Source organism: Klebsiella sp. HMSC09D12, assembly GCF_001808475.1.
GTDB classification, from domain to species: Bacteria; Pseudomonadota; Gammaproteobacteria; order Enterobacterales; family Enterobacteriaceae; genus Klebsiella; species Klebsiella oxytoca.
Genome location: NZ_KV793379.1, coordinates 20,562 through 38,192, shown reverse-complemented (window position 1 = coordinate 38,192; position 17,631 = coordinate 20,562). Strand labels below are relative to the sequence as shown.

The 17,631-nt window shown below is 53.6% G+C and carries 16 protein-coding genes and 1 pseudogene; 12 read left to right on the top strand and 5 right to left on the bottom strand.

The window, feature by feature from the left end:
* Positions 1 to 5 precede the first annotated feature (5 nt).
* Both HMPREF3178_RS00540 and HMPREF3178_RS31230 read right to left on the bottom strand, forming a co-directional pair.
* A complete protein-coding gene (locus HMPREF3178_RS00540) occupies positions 6 to 986 on the bottom strand; it encodes a 6-phosphofructokinase (RefSeq protein ID WP_004116804.1) in 981 nt (326 codons plus the stop codon).
* 173 nt (positions 987 to 1,159) lie between these two features.
* On the bottom strand, positions 1,160 to 1,390 hold the full coding sequence (locus tag HMPREF3178_RS31230; protein ID WP_157776753.1) for a hypothetical protein: 231 nt from the start codon (positions 1,388 to 1,390) through the stop codon (positions 1,160 to 1,162).
* Between the two features lie 132 nt (positions 1,391 to 1,522).
* Here HMPREF3178_RS31230 and HMPREF3178_RS00535 point away from each other — a divergent pair, with 132 nt between their 5' ends.
* From HMPREF3178_RS00535 to HMPREF3178_RS00505, 7 genes are all read left to right on the top strand, one after another.
* Entirely contained in the window at positions 1,523 to 4,123 is a 2,601-nt protein-coding gene (locus HMPREF3178_RS00535) for a sigma 54-interacting transcriptional regulator (protein ID WP_017145169.1), read from the top strand.
* A gap of 174 nt (positions 4,124 to 4,297) precedes the next feature.
* Positions 4,298 to 4,780 (top strand): PTS sugar transporter subunit IIA, encoded by a 483-nt coding sequence (locus HMPREF3178_RS00530; protein WP_004107410.1) that lies wholly within the window; start codon positions 4,298 to 4,300, stop codon positions 4,778 to 4,780.
* Entirely contained in the window at positions 4,777 to 5,955 is a 1,179-nt protein-coding gene (locus HMPREF3178_RS00525) for a glycoside hydrolase family 88 protein (RefSeq protein ID WP_017145170.1), read from the top strand. The genes HMPREF3178_RS00530 and HMPREF3178_RS00525 overlap by 4 nt, the downstream gene beginning before the upstream one ends.
* Before the next feature lie 13 nt (positions 5,956 to 5,968).
* On the top strand, positions 5,969 to 6,466 hold the full coding sequence (locus HMPREF3178_RS00520) for a PTS sugar transporter subunit IIB (RefSeq protein WP_004116798.1): 498 nt from the start codon (positions 5,969 to 5,971) through the stop codon (positions 6,464 to 6,466).
* Between the two features lie 11 nt (positions 6,467 to 6,477).
* The gene (locus tag HMPREF3178_RS00515; protein WP_004116796.1) at positions 6,478 to 7,278 is read left to right on the top strand and encodes a PTS mannose/fructose/sorbose/N-acetylgalactosamine transporter subunit IIC; all 801 of its coding nucleotides are present in this window, start codon (positions 6,478 to 6,480) and stop codon (positions 7,276 to 7,278) included.
* Positions 7,271 to 8,113 carry a PTS system mannose/fructose/sorbose family transporter subunit IID gene (locus HMPREF3178_RS00510; protein WP_004116794.1) on the top strand — a complete coding sequence of 281 codons (843 nt, stop codon included), beginning with the start codon at positions 7,271 to 7,273 and terminating at the stop codon, positions 8,111 to 8,113. Before HMPREF3178_RS00515 ends, HMPREF3178_RS00510 begins: the two co-directional genes overlap by 8 nt.
* A 222-nt stretch (positions 8,114 to 8,335) precedes the next feature.
* Positions 8,336 to 9,034, top strand: coding sequence for an oligogalacturonate-specific porin KdgM family protein (locus tag HMPREF3178_RS00505; protein ID WP_004107397.1), 699 nt, complete (start codon positions 8,336 to 8,338; stop codon positions 9,032 to 9,034).
* A 164-nt stretch (positions 9,035 to 9,198) separates the two neighbouring features.
* Here HMPREF3178_RS00505 and HMPREF3178_RS00500 read toward each other — a convergent pair whose 3' ends face one another.
* Both HMPREF3178_RS00500 and fdhD read right to left on the bottom strand, forming a co-directional pair.
* Positions 9,199 to 9,411, bottom strand: a complete 213-nt coding sequence (locus HMPREF3178_RS00500; RefSeq protein ID WP_004107394.1) for a YdgH/BhsA/McbA-like domain containing protein — start codon at positions 9,409 to 9,411, stop codon at positions 9,199 to 9,201.
* Between the two features lie 128 nt (positions 9,412 to 9,539).
* Positions 9,540 to 10,376 (bottom strand): formate dehydrogenase accessory sulfurtransferase FdhD, encoded by an 837-nt coding sequence (gene fdhD, locus HMPREF3178_RS00495; RefSeq protein WP_004116791.1) that lies wholly within the window; start codon positions 10,374 to 10,376, stop codon positions 9,540 to 9,542.
* 156 nt (positions 10,377 to 10,532) lie between these two features.
* Here fdhD and fdnG point away from each other — a divergent pair, with 156 nt between their 5' ends.
* The 4 genes from fdnG (at position 10,533) to fdhE (ending at position 16,388) form a co-directional block, all read left to right on the top strand.
* A complete protein-coding gene (gene fdnG / locus HMPREF3178_RS00485) occupies positions 10,533 to 13,583 on the top strand; it encodes a formate dehydrogenase-N subunit alpha (RefSeq protein WP_094298909.1) in 3,051 nt (1,016 codons plus the stop codon).
* A gap of 12 nt (positions 13,584 to 13,595) precedes the next feature.
* Positions 13,596 to 14,498, top strand: coding sequence for a formate dehydrogenase subunit beta (gene fdxH, locus HMPREF3178_RS00480; RefSeq protein WP_004107383.1), 903 nt, complete (start codon positions 13,596 to 13,598; stop codon positions 14,496 to 14,498).
* Positions 14,495 to 15,130, top strand: coding sequence for a formate dehydrogenase cytochrome b556 subunit (gene fdoI, locus HMPREF3178_RS00475; protein ID WP_004116787.1), 636 nt, complete (start codon positions 14,495 to 14,497; stop codon positions 15,128 to 15,130). Before fdxH ends, fdoI begins: the two co-directional genes overlap by 4 nt.
* A 328-nt stretch (positions 15,131 to 15,458) precedes the next feature.
* Positions 15,459 to 16,388: a formate dehydrogenase accessory protein FdhE gene (gene fdhE, locus HMPREF3178_RS00470; protein WP_004116785.1), complete on the top strand. Its 930-nt coding sequence runs from the start codon at positions 15,459 to 15,461 to the stop codon at positions 16,386 to 16,388.
* Between the two features lie 40 nt (positions 16,389 to 16,428).
* Here the strand turns inward: fdhE and HMPREF3178_RS31460 are convergent.
* Positions 16,429 to 16,553, bottom strand: a pseudogene (locus tag HMPREF3178_RS31460) (VapC toxin family PIN domain ribonuclease); the annotation flags it as partial.
* Positions 16,554 to 16,702: 149 nt separating this feature from the next.
* Between HMPREF3178_RS31460 and HMPREF3178_RS00465 the strand changes: the two are divergent.
* A complete protein-coding gene (locus HMPREF3178_RS00465; RefSeq protein WP_004116784.1) occupies positions 16,703 to 17,620 on the top strand; it encodes an alpha/beta hydrolase in 918 nt (305 codons plus the stop codon).
* The last annotated feature ends 11 nt before the right edge of the window (positions 17,621 to 17,631 follow it).

Sequence of the window (17,631 nt, the reverse complement as noted above, 5' to 3'; positions counted from 1 at the left end):
TCTCCTCAAATAATATTGAGTTGTTTGGCAAGTTTATAATGGTGTCCTTCGGTATCGACCAGACGTTTTTTCATACTGACTAAATCAATCGGAATAGGTTTGTTACTGGAATTAATTATAATGGCTTTATTTTTCATGCCGGACTGAATGCAGCGAACCACTTCGCAGGCCATAATCGTCCCCTGATAGATTTCTTCGCAGGTCGGGTCGCCGCTGCGTAAACCGTAGCCCACGATGGTTTTGCGGATGCGTACGCCAATTTGCGGTTCGAGCTGCTTAATCATGGTATCAATGGCCCCCTGAAAACCGGGAGAATACTCTCTGGTGTAGCCTTCAGAGCAGAGGATCACCACGCTATTTTGCTGTTTTAGCTTGTGCTTCACCCGCTCGGCCAGCGCTTCTAACGGCATCTGTGATTCCGGAATCAGGGCAATATCAGCATTAGATTTAATAGCGGATTGCAACGTTAACTCTCCACAATAGCCTCCTAATATTTCAACCATAAATACCCGACCCGGTAATGCTCTTCCGGTATTTCTTAAGCGGGAAACTTCTTTAATAATCTGCTCGCAGGCCGTAGAAAAACCAATCGTATAATCGCTGCCGTATACATCATTATCGATAGTCATCCCGACGCCAAAGCAGTTAATATCAAATTCACTCAGCGTATTGAGAAACTGCAGGCTGCCGTCGCCGCCGGCCATAATCAGCACATCGATACGCAATGATTTAATTTTTTTAGCTATGGTTTCATATTCACTGCGCAACAGCTTGCGGCTGGTCCGACCGGATGTGATGATCGGAATAGACGTTATGGAGAAATCAACCAGATCGCGCCACGCAACTTCGTGATGATTTTTATCCAATAACCCGGGTATGCCCCCGTTAAAAACGGTGATATCGGCGCTCGCCAGTCTGGCAATCTGAAATATAAAGTTATTAATTCCAGAAACATCGCCACCGCTAATAACAATGCCAATTTTCATTGACTGCCTCCGCCGTTTTTCCTGCCAACATTTTTCCCCGACTTCAAGGCTGTTATTTGCAATAGAGATCACAATATGTCGATAAATTTAGACACACCTAATATTGACACCGGGTTTATCATCACGTTTTTTGTGATCAATCTCTCCTTTATAAAAGGCGATCGTCTTTACAATTATTTTTTTATTTTCTTTAAGATCATTAAGTTGCCTGAATGAGCCGTTCTGCGGCCAGCTTGACGGTTTCGACCAATAAACCCGGCGGTAATGAAAAGGCGGAAATGTGATAAATAGCGCATTTTTTTGCGTCGGGAGGGTTCACAGCTCTTAATCTCGCGGTTCAGGCTGTCACGCTCGCGATGGAGAGACCAGATGTTATCCCCTGTAAAATCTGTGGCGATCTTCATCACACTTCAATCAAAACACAGTTTCATTTTTATCTAATGCCGTAGAAAGTACTCAGTGTCTAATAAAAACAGTAGTGTCTAGTGTCTAAATAAAATCGACGCTATTTTCTACTCTACGCGGGGCATTGAGAGATGGCGCTGTCGGCAAAAGAAAAATTATTCCAGAAAATAGTCACCCATTACGCGCAGAAAGCCGCAGGATTCACGGCTCAGGACTGTGCGGATTTTATGCAGGTTAATCGCAGCGTCATTAGTCATTATCTCAATAGACTGTGCGATGACGGTCATCTGCGCAAAGAAAACACCCGTCCGGTACGCTTCTATGTACAGCAAAAAGGCGGGGAAACTACTCAGGCGTCTCGCATAGTGTCGAAAAAACATGACGCCTTTCTGCCGCTGATTGGTGCCCACGGGAGCCTGGCGGAAGCCGTCGCGCTGTGCCGCTCTGCGGTGGACTATCCGGACGGCTTACCTATCCTCTTGTCCGGAGAAAGCGGCGTCGGTAAAAGCCATCTGGCGACGCTGATCTATCAATATGCTATTGAGCGCGGGGCTATCGCGGCGGACAAACTCTTCGTCGAGCTTAACTGCGCGGATTACGCTAACAACCCGGAGCTGCTTTCGGCGACACTTTTCGGCTATACCCGCGGCGCCTTCACCGGAGCTGACCGCGAGAAACGCGGCGCCTTTGATGATGCCGATGGCGGATTTCTGTTTCTTGATGAAGTGCATCGCCTCTCGGCAGAGAATCAGGAAAAGCTGTTTCTGTTTATGGACAAGGGGTATTTCTACCGTCTTGGCGATAATCGCACGCGCCACCCTGCATCGCTGCGGTTCATCTTCGCCACCACGGAAAATATCGACACCGTACTGCTCAATACCTTTCGCCGGCGTATCCCGGTGCGCGTCACGCTACCCAACTATATTTCACGCCCGCTTACCGAACGCGTCGCTCAGGTTAGCCATTTTTTGCATCAGGAAGCGCTCAGCCTGCGGCGCAGTATCCATCTCGATTACCAACTGATGCATCAGCTGGTAACCTCCCCGGTACGCGGCAATATCGGCGAGTTAAAAAACCAGATCAAAGTAATGTGCGCCAGCGCCTGGAGCGATAGTCGCGAGGCCGACGCCATCACGCTACGCGGCCCCATATCCGGCGGTGAGATAATTAGCATTAACGCTAACCCACATGATGATGCGCTGAATATTAGCCATCTACTGCCAAAAGCAATGCGCGACGACGTTATTTTTCGCGACTTTTGCCATAGCGGTAACGTGCTGTTGCTGAATCGCAAAATGGAACAGCGGCTGACGACGTTCGGCGGCGCAGTTGCCGCCGAGTCGCTGTACAGCGGCTATATCTGGCAGAACACCGTTCATGCTCTGGAGGAGCTGGAGAACTTGACCGGCGTCTCCTGTAGCCTGGAGATCCGCAAGGCGATCTGGCTCTGTCTAAGCTATGCGCTCCATGCTCCGGAAGAGGCGGTCGACCCAGGCGAACTGCAAACGATTTCCGATTATGTTTCCGGAAAGGCGCGCCTGCTGGCCGAGGAGTGCCTGGCTTTACTTAGCAAACATGTCACCCGGCAGCCGCTGCCCCTGCTGCTCCCGCTGCTAAGCTGCGCATTTCACACCCTCGCCGGTGAAGACGATCCGATTCAGGGCATTATCGTTTCCCACGGCCGCGCCACCGCGTCGAGCATTGCCGGGATCGCCAACCAGCTGACCGGCGGCTATTACTTTAAAGCCTTCGACATGGCGAACGCGACCTCTACCCGAGAGATCATCGACCTGCTGATTGCTCACGTTTCGCGCCTCAGGCAAGGAGCCGGGCTGATTATCCTGGTGGACATGGGGTCGCTGAAAGAGATCTATGAAGAGATAAAGCTCCATCTGCATGGCGAACTCCTGGTTATCAATAACGTCAGCACGGCCATGGCGCTGGATATTGCGGGTAAAATTCAGGATAAGCTGTCGATGGAGGCGATTATTGAAAGCGCTAAAGGTGCGTACGAGGTGGAAACGCGCTACTACGCGGGCGTGTTACCAGGCAATAAAATTATTATCTCCTGTATCTCCGGCGAAGGGATCTCCCGCAAGCTAAAAGATATTGTCCAGCGCTTCCTGGCCCAGGAGGAGATCGACATTATTACGATGGAGTATGACGATCTGAAATGGAAAATCGCCCATGCTGACCCGGCGCTAAACGGTACGCGGCTAATCATCACCACGACCGATCTGGAAGCAGGCTATATTCCTCTGCTTAGCGTGGAACAGCTGATTAAAGAAAAGACGCTGGTGTTAAAACGCGACTACTTCAACGGGCTGTTGATGGAAGGCGGTCTGGAGCCCATGATTGATGAAGTGGTTAAACTGTTTACCGTCGAAGGCGTCGCCAGCCGCCTTAACTTCCTCAATCCGGTAGTGATTATTGATGAAGTCGAAGCGGTCATTAAGCAGTATGAATCCTTCTACAAAATCCATTTTGAAAGCTATCTGCGCATCAACCTGTTCATGCACATCGCGCTGATGATCGAACGGGTCATGGTCAACAATGGGGTCCGCCATCGCGAAGAGGCGGAGTTAACGCTGGAACAGCAGGCGTTTGTCGCCGTCCATGACACCTTTTTTCAGGCTCTGAACCGCAAATACAATATCACCCTGCCGCTTACCGAAGTGCTGATGATTTATGAAATTATGGAACCGTGGATTGCCTTTGATCCCGGCCATTAATCCCCCGCCGCCAGCTTCGGCTGGCAAATCTGTCGACACTGCATAAGCTGCCTATTCAACACTGCAAAGAGCGTCCAAAAAAATATTTTTATCCTTTAAAATCATATAAATGAAAACATGGCACGCTGATTGCTAATTCTTTCTCAGACACCTGTAAAGATTAAGGAATACGCAATGCGAGAGATGTACATCGCAACTCACGGCCGCTACGCAGAAGGGATAGTGTCGGCATTAAATCTGCTGATTGGCGACGACCATGGCGTCACGCCCGTTTGCGCCTACTGCGGCGAAATTGGCTCAACCGCAGAGTTAGCAGCCCGTTTTGATGTTATAGCCCAACAGGCTGCCGGTCGCGGCAATGAGCTGGTGCTGTTTACCGATATGCCGGGCGGCAGTGTCAACAATACCGCTGTACAGATGATGGTTAAATATCCCCACGCTCACGTAATCAGCGGCGCTAACCTGATTATGCTGATGGAGTTTTGTATGTCGGAGCACGCTGATACCGCCCAGCGCCTCCAGGACGCATTTGCCGCCGCCAGCGGAGCAATGCAGTACATGAACCAGCTGCCGGAAATCATCACTGCGCGCCAGACGAAACAGCCTCACTCCCAGGATGATATTGACGATTTTTTTGCCGGGGAGGGAAAGCTATGACTATCGCACTCGAAGCGCTTGATACTCGCTACTTCTTACCGCAGCCAGGGCTGGACCGCGCCTGGCTTGACGGCGCCATCGGCGACGTTCTGATCCGCCTCGACGCTATGCTGCCGCGCTTTACGGCGACCTTTCCCTCCGCCAGTGCGACACGGGGCCGTTATGAAAGCGTGGAGAAAGTCGACTGGACCGAGGGATTCTGGACCGGCATGCTGTGGCTCGCCTGGGAGGTCACCGGCGATGATAAATATCGGGCGGTGGCGGAAAGCCTGCTCGATAGCTTTGAAGAACGTCTCGATAAGCAGATTAAAGTGGATACCCACGATCTGGGCTTTCTCTATCTCCTCTCCTGCGTTAACGCCTGGAAGCTCACCGGCAACCTGCGCGCTCGCGAACTCGCCCTGCGCGCGGCCGAGCTGCTCTATCGCCGCTTTAACGCCACGGCGGGCGTCATTCAGGCCTGGGGAGATTTAAACGACCCGGCACGCCAGGGGCGAATGATCATCGACTGCAATCTTAATGTTCCGCTGCTGTTTTGGGCCGCCAACGAAACCGGAAATCAACAATGGCGCGAAGCCGCCTGCCGTCATCTGGCACAGGCCGCACGCTATCTGGTACGTGATGATGCTTCTACTTTTCATACGTTCTATATGGATATTCATAATGGTAAGCCGCTACGCGGGGATACCCACCAGGGATTCAGCGATAGCTCTTGCTGGTCGCGCGGCCAGGCGTGGGGAATTTATGGTTTTGCGCTGGGATACACCCACACCGGCGATGCCTGGCAGCCCGAGCTCTCTCGCCGCCTGGCGCACTATTTTCTTAACCGCCTGCCGGAAGATTTTGTCTGCTACTGGGATCTGATTTTCACCGCCAGGGATAACCAGTATCGGGACACTTCCGCAGCGGCGATAGCCGCCTGCGGTCTGGCGGAACTACTGAAGCTGTTACCACTCACCGACCCGCTGCGCCCGGCCTACAGCAATGCTATCGAACTGATGATGCGCAGTTTACACGAGCGCTACCTTGCCCACACGCAGGACGGCCTGCTGCGCGAAGGCGTTTATAACTTTGGCCGCAATATGGGCATTAACGAACCAAACCTCTGGGGCGATTACTTCTATTTCGAAGCCCTGGTTCGCCTTTCCCGCGTCTGGACACCCTACTTTTGCTAACTGGAGCTACACCATGATTTCTTTAGTACGTATTGACGATCGTCTAATCCACGGACAGGTTGCCGTGGTCTGGACCAAGCATCTGGGCGTGAACCGCATTCTGGTCGCCAATGACCAGATCGTGAATAACGAAGTGCAAAAAATGTCGCTGCGCATGGCGGCTCCTGATACCGCAAAATGCGCCATCATGGCGGTAAAGGATGCAGGGGATGTGCTTAACGACCCGCGTTCGGACGCAATGAAAATTATGGTGATCGTCAACAACGCCGCCGACGCCCGTCGACTCGTCGAACAGGTTCCGGGAATAAAAACGTTAAATGTCGCTAACTTTGGGCGCATCACCGACAATCTGGCGGCGAAAAAGCGCATCAGCGATACCGTCTACGTGACGCCGGAAGATGTGGCGGATTTCCACGCCATCGCCAACCGCGGCATTGCCGTTGAATATCAGGTCCTGCCTTCTCATCCGGTAAAAAACCTGATTGAGATGCTGGGCAACGCCGCCAGCTAAGCGAGGTCGCTATGTTAACGTCTGCACTCCTTGTCGCGCTGGTGATGTATATCGCCAAGTTCGCGGATCACACCCTGGGACAACCGCTCATCGAAAGGCCGCTGATCTGCGGCGCGATGGTAGGACTGGTGCTGGGGGATTTTCAACAGGGCATTATTATCGGCGCCACGCTGGAACTCATTTTTCTGGGCACTATCACTATCGGCGGCTCCGTTCCCGCAGATCTGGCTGTGGGTTCAGTCCTGGCGACGGCCTTTACCATTCTTACTCACGCGGAACCAGCGGTGGCCGTCGCGCTGGCGCTGCCCATCAGCCTGCTGGCGGTTTTCGTCTATCAGGTACTAAAGCTGGTTTATACCGGACTGGTTGAAAAATATGACGCCTTACTGGAAGAAGGCCGCGACCGTGCGGCGCTGGGTATCACTTTCGGCATGACCCTGTTTTACGGCGTGCCGTTTGCGGTACTGGCGTTCTTCGGCATTCTGTTTGGCACCGACGTCATTCGCAGTCTGGTCGAAAGTATCCCGGATACGGTGATGCGTGGAATGACTGCCGTTGGCGGCATTCTCCCGGCGCTGGGCTTCGCAATTTTGCTCAAAGCATTATGGAACAAGAATATCGCCGCCTTCTTCTTTATCGGTTTTGCGATGGCGGCCTATCTGCAGCTACCGATTATGGGCATTGCCATTATCGCGGCCTCGGTAGCGGTCTATCTGTGCTTTAACGAATTTAATCAGCTTAAAGCCAATAAACAGGCGGCAACCGCTGCCCCAGCGTCAGTTGATGATAAGGATGGGTTTTTCAATGACTGATATCCAACACAGCGCGCTCAGCGCACAAAATGACAGCAAAGGCGAAAAAAATATGTTCCGTCAGCTGTTCTTCCGCCAGTTCCAGCTGCTGGGCTCCATGAACTTTACCCGCATGGAGGGGCTGAGCTACGGCTGGATCCTTGCGCCGCTGCTGAAAAAAATCTATACCGGCAATCCACACGGCTATATTGAGTCGTTAAAACGTAACAGCCAGTTTTTTAATACCAACCAGCATCTGGCTCCTTTTATTATGGGCCTGACGCTGTCGATGGAGAAAGAGAACGCAGCCAATCCGAACTTTGATACTTCCAGTATTAACGGCATCAAAGTGGCGCTGATGGGACCCTTCGCTGGCGTCGGGGATTCCTTCTTTTATGGCGTACTGCGTATTATCGCCACCGGGATTGCCATCGGTCTGGCATCGCAAGGGAATCCGTTGGGACCGCTGCTGTTCCTGCTGATTTACAATATTCCCAGCTATCTGCTGCGCTATTACGGCGGCGTCATGGGCTACCGTTTAGGCTCTAAATATATCGCCGAAGCGACGCAGTCAGGGTTGCTGAGCTGTATAACGAAAGCCTCATCAATTATGGGTTTGATGATGGTGGGAGCGATGAGCGCCAGCATGGTGAAGTTTACCACCACCTTTAAAACCACCATCGCCGGCCAACCCTTTGTACTGCAAGAGATCCTCGACAAAATTTGCGTCGGATTGATTCCTCTGCTTTTAGTTCTGGGCTGCCTGAAGCTTCTGAATAAAAAAGTTAGCCCCAATAAAGTATTAATTATGCTGATTGTCTTCGGTTTTGCCGCTGCGGGTATTGGCATAATTTAACGCATCCCCTGGCTCCCTTTAATAAAAGGGAGCCGTCTTATTACTCGTGATGAGTATCGACGCAAATAAAAAATCAGTCAGTGTCGAATTAAGGCTCAACACATAAAAACAACTTCATGTATTTTAAGAACTTTATATTCTGGCACAGCAATTGCTATTTAATAAGTGTCTTTTATTTCTCTCCAGAAATTATGGCACTTATTAAATCCTACAGGAATAAAAATGAAAAAATCACGCACGCTTTGTATCGCCATACCGCTGTCCTGCTTTACGCTAAATGCAATTGCCGCAGCAACCTGGGTTGATAATCGCTACGCTCACACGACGGCCTCTGAGAAAAACCAGTATAAAATTGGCCTGGGTCATATATTTGATAATGGCGCAGGCGTTCTGGCTTCCGCAATGTACGACCTCGGGCAAGACTTTAATCAAATGAAAAGCTCATTTCAGGAGTTTGAAGGCTGGTATCCGCTACCGCTTAATGAAAAATGGACGCTGACGCCTGGCGGATTAACCGATATTGATAATAAAGGAACAAAACTGGCTCCTTATATCAGTCTCGACTATAAAATCAGTAAAACATTGAGTTTCAGCAGCCGCTATCGCTATAACCATATGACCCATAAAGATCGCGATTATAATGGCTATATGGATTATAACGACAGCCATCAGCTCGACCTGTTCCTTAATTACCAGGCGACCGAAAAACTGTGGCTCCAGCTCAACCCTGAGTTCTTCGTCAACGCTAACGACTTCAATGCCTCTAACGGGCAGAAAACCCACTGGGAGCCAAGCATTGTGGCGCGCTACCGCGTCGATAAACACTGGCTTCCCTATGCAGAAGTGGCCTGGCTCGATCAGGATCAGAATCACGACGATCAGGTACGATTCCGCCTCGGCATTCGCTATTACTTCGATTAAAGGATGCAAGGGCAACAGCTATTGTGCCCGCATTTCTGCCGGGCGGCGCCTGACGCACCGCCCGGCCAATGATAAGCACAATCTCCATAGCTGATGCACATCCGCAGGCCACAAAAAGACAAAAAAAGCGCCCCTTGGGCGCTCTTTCGACAGTAGCTTTAAGCTTATTTATTCAGTTCAGCGGTCATGTGCACGCGGTTACCGGTAAACGCTTCGGTAATTTTGTAAGACGACGCGCCTGCGGCCTGGGCCTGAGCGGCGATCTTCGCTTCCGCACCGTCCATCGTTGCTGCGGTAGCGGTGACGGTTTCCGCAGCAAAGGAACCAAAAGAAGCGGAAAGTGCGATAACAGCGACAAAAGTTTTGATGCTTTTCATGAGATAAACCCTTTACGTTAGTTGTTTTAATAAGGCGCCGTGCCTTGATGTGATAAATAGTAGCCCTCACATCGTCAAACAAAAAGCGGAAGGATTTGCTGTTATCATTCAAAAAAATTGACTTATTTTTAACCTGCAATTAACCGCTGCGGATGCGTGTACACGGTTGCCCTACCCGGCTTGCAGAAGCCCACCAGCGTCAGGTTACAGCGCTCAGCAACTTCAACCGCCAGCATGGTCGCGGCAGAGACCGCAAAAAGAATTTCCACCCCGCACATCGCCGCCTTCTGCACCATTTCATAGCTGGCGCGGCTGGAGACGAGCGCCGCACCGTTTTGCCAGGCGCCATCATCTTCCGCGCGGTGTCCGAGGAGTTTGTCCAGCGCCACGTGGCGGCCAACGTCTTCGTGGCCGCCCGCGAGCTCGCCGGAAAGCGTTACCCAAGCCGCCGCATGCGTGCAGCCGGTAAGGCAGCCTATCGGCTGAAAATCCCGCAGATGCGCCAACGCGCGATCGAGGTTCGCCAGATCGAACGTCTGGGTAAAAGGCAGAGGCTGCACGGGCTTACCGATATCGTTGAGCTGTTCCACGCCGCATACGCCACAGCCGGTGCGGCCGGCTAGCGCGCGACGGCGCTCTTTCAATCCCATAAAGCGGCGGCTGGAGAGCTCAATTTGCACTTCCAGGCCGTTACAGGCCTGAACGACGTCGATGCCATAAATCTCGCGCCGGTTCTCTATAATCCCTTCGGATAAGGAAAAGCCGACGGCGAACTGCGCCAGGTCTTTCGGCGTCGCCATCATCACCACGTGCGAGATGCCGTTATAAACCAGCGCAACGGGTACCTCTTCAGCTAACTCGTCTGGCTGAGGATGTTGCAAATTTGGGCGCTTCCAGAGCGATACCTGGCGATAACCTGTGATATCGGTCACATTTTCGATTTGTTCAAGAGGCTTCTTGTTCACTTTGTCTTAACCGTATTGGAACAGGCATACACACAATGTGGTATTCTGTTTATATCCCTCCGGGAACGAGGGAAATTACCCCCAATTCTGAACCTTTGCGGCCCTTACCGCAAAGCAAATAACTATACGTGACAATGTCGAAACAAGGAGCGAACCATGCAGGTCAGCAGAAGGCAGTTCTTTAAGATCTGCGCTGGCGGTATGGCAGGAACCACGGCAGCGGCGCTGGGCTTTGCGCCCGGTTTAGCGCTAGCGGAAACACGGCAGTACAAGCTGCTGCGCACCCGCGAAACCCGTAACACCTGCACTTACTGTTCCGTTGGCTGTGGGCTGTTAATGTACAGCCTCGGCGACGGCGCAAAAAATGCCAAAGCGTCTATCTTCCATATCGAAGGTGATCCGGACCATCCGGTCAACCGTGGTGCGCTCTGCCCTAAAGGGGCCGGTCTGGTAGACTTTATCCACTCCGAAAGTCGCCTGAAATTTCCAGAATATCGCGCGCCAGGCTCTGATAAATGGCAGCAAATCAGCTGGGATGAAGCATTCGACCGTATCGCTAAGCTGATGAAAGAAGACCGCGACGCCAATTTTGTCGCGCAGAATAGCGAAGGCACCACCGTCAACCGCTGGCTGACCACCGGTATGCTGTGCGCCTCCGCCTCCAGTAACGAAACCGGTTATTTAACCCAGAAATTTACCCGCGCGCTCGGTATGCTCGCGGTCGACAACCAGGCGCGCGTCTGACACGGACCAACGGTAGCAAGTCTTGCTCCAACATTTGGTCGCGGTGCGATGACCAACCACTGGGTCGACATAAAGAACGCCAATCTTATCGTGGTGATGGGCGGCAACGCCGCTGAAGCTCACCCGGTTGGGTTCCGCTGGGCGATGGAAGCCAAGATCCACAATGGCGCGAAGCTGATTGTGATCGATCCGCGCTTTACGCGTACCGCGTCGGTGGCTGATTTCTATACCCCAATTCGTTCCGGTACTGACATTACCTTCCTGTCAGGCGTCATCCTGTACCTGTTGAACAATGAAAAGATTAACCGTGAATATACCGAAGCCTATACCAACGCCAGCCTGATCGTGCGTGAAGATTACAGCTTTGAAGACGGTTTATTCAGCGGCTATGACGCCGAAGCCCGCAAGTACGACAAAACGTCCTGGAACTATGAGCTGGATGAAAACGGCTTTGCTAAACGCGATACCACGCTGCAGCATCCGCGCTGCGTCTGGAATTTGCTGAAGCAGCACGTTTCCCGCTATACGCCAGAAGTTGTCGAAAATATCTGCGGGACGCCAAAAGCGGACTTCCTGAAAGTCTGCGAGTACATTGCGGAAACCAGCGCTCCTGATAAAACCGCGTCTTTCCTGTACGCACTGGGCTGGACGCAGCACTCCATCGGCGCGCAGAACATTCGCACCATGGCGATGATCCAGCTGCTGCTCGGTAATATGGGCATGGCGGGCGGCGGCGTAAACGCCCTGCGCGGCCACTCCAACATTCAGGGTCTCACCGACTTAGGATTGCTGTCGCAGAGCCTGCCTGGCTATATGACGCTGCCGAGCGAGAAACAGACTGACCTGCAAACCTACCTCGCCGCCAATACGCCGAAACCGCTGTTGAAGGATCAGGTGAACTACTGGGGTAACTACCCGAAATTCTTCGTCTCGATGATGAAGGCCTTCTTTGGCGATAAAGCAACGGCGGAAAACAGCTGGGGCTTTGACTGGCTGCCGAAGTGGGACAAGGGCTACGACGTCCTGCAATACTTCGAGATGATGAATCAGGGTAAAGTGAATGGCTATATCTGCCAGGGCTTTAACCCGGTAGCCTCGTTCCCGAACAAAAACAAGGTTGTTGCGTCGCTGTCGAAACTGAAGTTCCTGGTGACCATCGATCCGCTCAACACCGAAACCTCCACTTTCTGGCAAAACCACGGAGAGTCGAACGACGTCGATCCGGCGAAAATCCAGACCGAAGTGTTCCGCCTGCCGTCCACCTGCTTCGCCGAAGAGAACGGTTCCATCGTTAACTCCGGCCGCTGGCTGCAGTGGCACTGGAAAGGCGCTGACGCCCCGGGGATTGCGGCCACCGACGGTGAAATCCTCGCCGGTATCTTCTTACGCCTGCGCAAGATGTACGCCGAACAGGGCGGACCGGCGCCGGAACCGGTGCTGAACATGACGTGGAACTACGCCACGCCGCATGAACCGGCATCGGAAGAAGTGGCGATGGAGAGCAACGGCAAGGCGCTGGCTGACATCACCGACCCGGCAACCGGTGCTGTGATCGTCAAGAAAGGCCAGCAGCTCAGTTCGTTTGCGCAGCTGCGTGACGACGGCACGACCTCCAGCGGCTGCTGGATCTTCGCCGGCAGCTGGACGCCTGACGGCAACCAGATGGCCCGTCGCGATAACGCCGATCCATCTGGCCTTGGCAATACCCTCGGCTGGGCATGGGCGTGGCCGCTTAATCGCCGTATCCTGTATAACCGCGCCTCCGCTGACCCGCAGGGTAAACCGTGGGATCCGAAGCGTCAGCTCCTGAAATGGGACGGCGCGAAGTGGGGCGGCGTGGATATTCCAGACTACAGCGCCGCGGCGCCGGACAGCGATGTCGGGCCGTTTATCATGCAGCCGGAAGGAATGGGACGTCTGTTCGCTATCGATAAGATGGCGGAGGGGCCGTTCCCGGAACACTACGAGCCGTTTGAAACGCCGCTGGGCACTAACCCGCTGCACCCGAATGTCGTCTCTAACCCGGCCGCTCGCGTCTTTAAAGGCGACCTTGAGCAGATGGGCAAAGCGGAAAAATTCCCTTACGTCGGTACCACTTACCGTCTGACCGAGCACTTCCACTACTGGACCAAGCACGCGCTTCTCAACGCCATCGCGCAGCCGGAGCAGTTTGTGGAGATCGGCGAGAAGCTGGCGAACAAGCTCGGCATCGCCCATGGCGATACCGTGAAGGTCTCCTCTAACCGCGGCTATATTAAAGCCAAGGCGGTGGTGACCAAGCGTATTCGCACGCTGAAAGCGGACGGCAAGGATATCGATACTATCGGTATTCCGATTCACTGGGGCTACGAAGGCGTGGCGAAGAAAGGGTTTATCGCCAATACCCTGACGCCGTTTGTCGGGGATGCGAACACGCAGACGCCGGAGTTCAAGGCTTTCCTTGTGAACGTGGAAAAGGCGTAACGGAGACGAATTATGGCTTATCAATCGCAAGACATTATCCGTCGTTCCGCGACTAACGGCTTCACCCCCGCGCCGCACGCGCGGGACCATCAGGAAGAGGTGGCGAAGCTTATCGACGTCACGACCTGTATCGGCTGTAAAGCCTGTCAGGTGGCCTGCTCCGAGTGGAACGACATTCGTGATGAAGTGGGTCATAACGTCGGGGTGTACGATAACCCCGCCGATCTGACCGCCAAATCCTGGACCGTGATGCGCTTCTCGGAAGTGGAGCAGAACGACAAACTGGAGTGGCTCATCCGTAAGGATGGCTGTATGCACTGCGCCGATCCGGGCTGCCTGAAGGCCTGCCCGGCGGAAGGGGCAATCATTCAGTATGCCAACGGCATCGTCGACTTCCAGTCTGAGCAGTGCATCGGCTGCGGCTACTGCATTGCTGGCTGCCCGTTCAACGTGCCGCGTCTGAATCCGGAAGACAACCGCGTCTATAAATGTACGCTGTGCGTGGACCGCGTTAACGTTGGCCAGGAACCGGCCTGCGTGAAAACCTGCCCGACCGGTGCTATCCACTTTGGCTCCAAAGAGGATATGAAAACGCTGGCAGGCGAGCGCGTCGCCGAGCTGAAAACCCGCGGTTATGACAACGCAGGTCTGTACGATCCGGCAGGCGTTGGCGGCACGCACGTGATGTACGTGCTGCACCACGCCGACAAGCCGAATCTCTATCACGGCCTGCCGGAAAATCCGGAAATCAGCGCTACCGTGAAGTTCTGGAAAGGGATCTGGAAACCGCTGGCCGCGGTCGGATTTGCGGCCACCTTCGCCGCCAGCATCTTCCACTACGTCGGCGTCGGTCCGAACCGCGCGGAAGAGGAAGAGGACAATCTGGATGAAGAGAAAGACGAGGTGCGCAAATGAAAAGACGTGACACCATCGTGCGCTACACCGCGCCGGAGCGAATCAACCATTGGGTCACCGCCTTCTGCTTCGTGCTGGCGGCGGTGAGCGGGCTGGGCTTTTTCTTCCCGTCCTTCAACTGGCTGATGCAAATCATGGGCACACCGCAGCTGGCGCGCATTCTGCACCCGTTTGTGGGCGTGATCATGTTTGCCTCGTTCATCATCATGTTCTTCCGCTACTGGCACCACAACCTGATCAACCGGGACGATATTTTCTGGGCGAAGAATATTCGCAAGATTGTCGTCAACGAGGAAGTGGGCGATACCGGACGCTATAACTTCGGCCAGAAATGCGTGTTCTGGGCGGCGATTATCTTGCTGGTGCTGCTGCTGGTCAGCGGGGTGATTATCTGGCGTCCGTACTTTGCGCCGGCGTTCTCCATCCCGGTTATCCGCTTCGCGCTGATGCTGCACTCCTTCTCTGCGGTGGCGCTGATTGTGGTGATCATGGTGCATATTTACGCCGCGCTGTGGGTGAAGGGCACGATAACCGCAATGGTGGAAGGCTGGGTCACGAAGACCTGGGCGAAGAAGCATCATCCGCGCTGGTATCGTGAAGTCCGCGAAAAGCAGGATAAGCGCCAGTCGTAAGCGTGCGCTTTGCTGGTCTTATAAATGGCGTCGTATATCGACGCCATTTTTTTGCGGATACCGTTCGCTTTTGCCGCCTCCAGCCCTCATGCACCGCAGGCGGGATTGGCACTGTAAACTCATGGGGCAGGATGGCTAATCCTAACGGCGCATAGTCTGGGGTATCGATATCAGGTATCGTAGCGCACACATTGCGATGTCATGGGTATATCCCGTATGCCGATTACGGTTATCATTAATGACATCACCAGAGCGGGCGCATGATGCCCGCCAAATCACAGAGCGGACGCGACCATCGCCGAATCTGCTGAAACCAGGAAGTGACTGAATGAGCATTCGTATCATCCCGCAAGATGAGCTGGAAAAGAGCGAGAAACGCGCGACGGATATGATTCCACCGTTGTTGTTTCCTCGACTCAAAAATTTATATAACCGTCGTGCCGAGCGCCTGCGCGAACTGGCTGAAAATAATCCGCTGGGGGATTATCTGCGCTTTGCTGCGCTTATCGCCCACGCGCAGGAAGTGGTGCTGTACGATCATCCCCTGCAGATGGATCTCACCGCACGCATTAAAGAAGCGAACGATCAGGGCAAACCGCCGCTCGATATTCACGTTTTACCGCGCGACAAGCACTGGCACAAGCTACTGCATTCGCTGATTGCCGAACTGAAGCCAGAGATGAGCGGCCCGGCGCTGGCGGTTATCGAGAATCTGGAAAAAGCGTCAGAGCAAGAGCTGGAACTGATGGCAAGCGCGCTATTTGTCTCCGATTTTGCCTCCGTTAGCAGCGATAAAGCACCGTTTATTTGGGCCGCGCTATCGCTCTATTGGGCGCAGATGGCCAGCCTGATACCCGGTAAAGCTCGCGCCGAATACGGTGAGCAGCGTCAATTCTGCCCGGTTTGCGGCTCGATGCCGGTCTCCAGCATAGTGCAAATTGGCACCACTCAGGGCCTGCGCTATTTGCACTGCAACCTGTGTGAAACCGAGTGGCACGTGGTGCGCGTGAAATGCAGCAACTGCGAACAGACGCGCGATCTGCACTACTGGTCTTTAGACAACGAGCAGGCGGCCATTAAAGCCGAAAGCTGCGGCGACTGTGGTACCTACCTGAAGATTCTTTATCAGGAAAAGGATCCCAAAGTAGAAGCCGTGGCCGACGACCTCGCCTCACTGGTGCTGGACGCACGGATGGAACAAGAGGGCTTTGCCCGCAGCTCCATCAACCCGTTCCTGTTCCCGGGAGAGGGGGAGTAACGGCGGGCAGCATGTCGGGCAGCCTCTTCTGCTGCCCGACTTACAAATGATAAGGCGTAATCACTCCCGGTATGCCGGCAAAACTTTTGCTTTGCGCGTGACCAGTTCATAACGATCTATTTGCGCTGTTGCCAGTACGATGGCATCCGGCAGCTTTATCCCATACTACTCCCTGCGATTGCTGCTTCGTCCAGCAATGGGTTTCACTTTTGCGAGCCGCTTTCCAGAATCACTTCCCAACGAAAATCCCCGGTTTTCTTTTGCTCACAATCAGGCTATAAACCTGTATATCCAAACAGGTTAAGGGAATAAAAATGGCGCTTGAAAAGGGTATTGCAATACAGGTGCGGGAGTTTATCGAGGCGGGTCGACCCTCATCGCGCGATCAGAGTATTGATGACCGGAGACGCGGCTATATCGCCAGCACGGTACTGGCTGGGGAGCAAGAAAAGCGCGTTCAGGTAGAAGATATCGAGCTCGAAGGCATGACATTTCGCATTGTCTCCCCCCTCAACGCCTCAGGCGCTCTCCCTGCGGTCATCTATTTTCACGGCGGCTGCTTTATCAGCGGTAGTTTCGCCACGCATGACCATCAACTCCGTCAGTTGGCTTACCACAGCGGCTGCCGGGTTATCGCCGTGCAATACCGGCTGGCGCCGGAGCACGCTTTTCCCGCTGCCCATGACGATGCGGAAAAAGGCGCACTGATTATTCACCGCCACGCGCCGCAGTTAGGCATCGACGTTTCGCGTATTACGCTTGCGGGCGACAGCGCCGGGGGTCATCTGGCCTTGGTCACCGCTCTGCGGCTGAAAACCACCCGGGCATGGCAACCCGCGCAGCTTGTTTTGATTTACCCGATGCTGGATGCCACCGCCAGTATGAAGAGCTATATCGATAACGGTAAAGATTACATTATCACCGAAGACACTCTGCTCAGCGGCTATGAAATGTACCTTTCGTCGACGACACTCCACCACCCGGAAGCCAGCCCGCTATGGCGTAAAGACTTTAACGGCTTACCGCCGGTGCATATTCTGACGGCAGAATACGATCCTTTGCGTGATGAAGGCGAAGCGCTTTACCAGCGCCTGCTTGAACAGGGCGTAGAGTGCACCTGTCAGCGCTATCTCGGAGTGATTCACGGCTTCTTCCAGCTGGGCGGTATCAGCCCAGCGGCAGCCAGCGCGATGAGAGATATCGCCTGGCGGGTAAAATCACCGGGCCAGTAGATAAGCGTAAA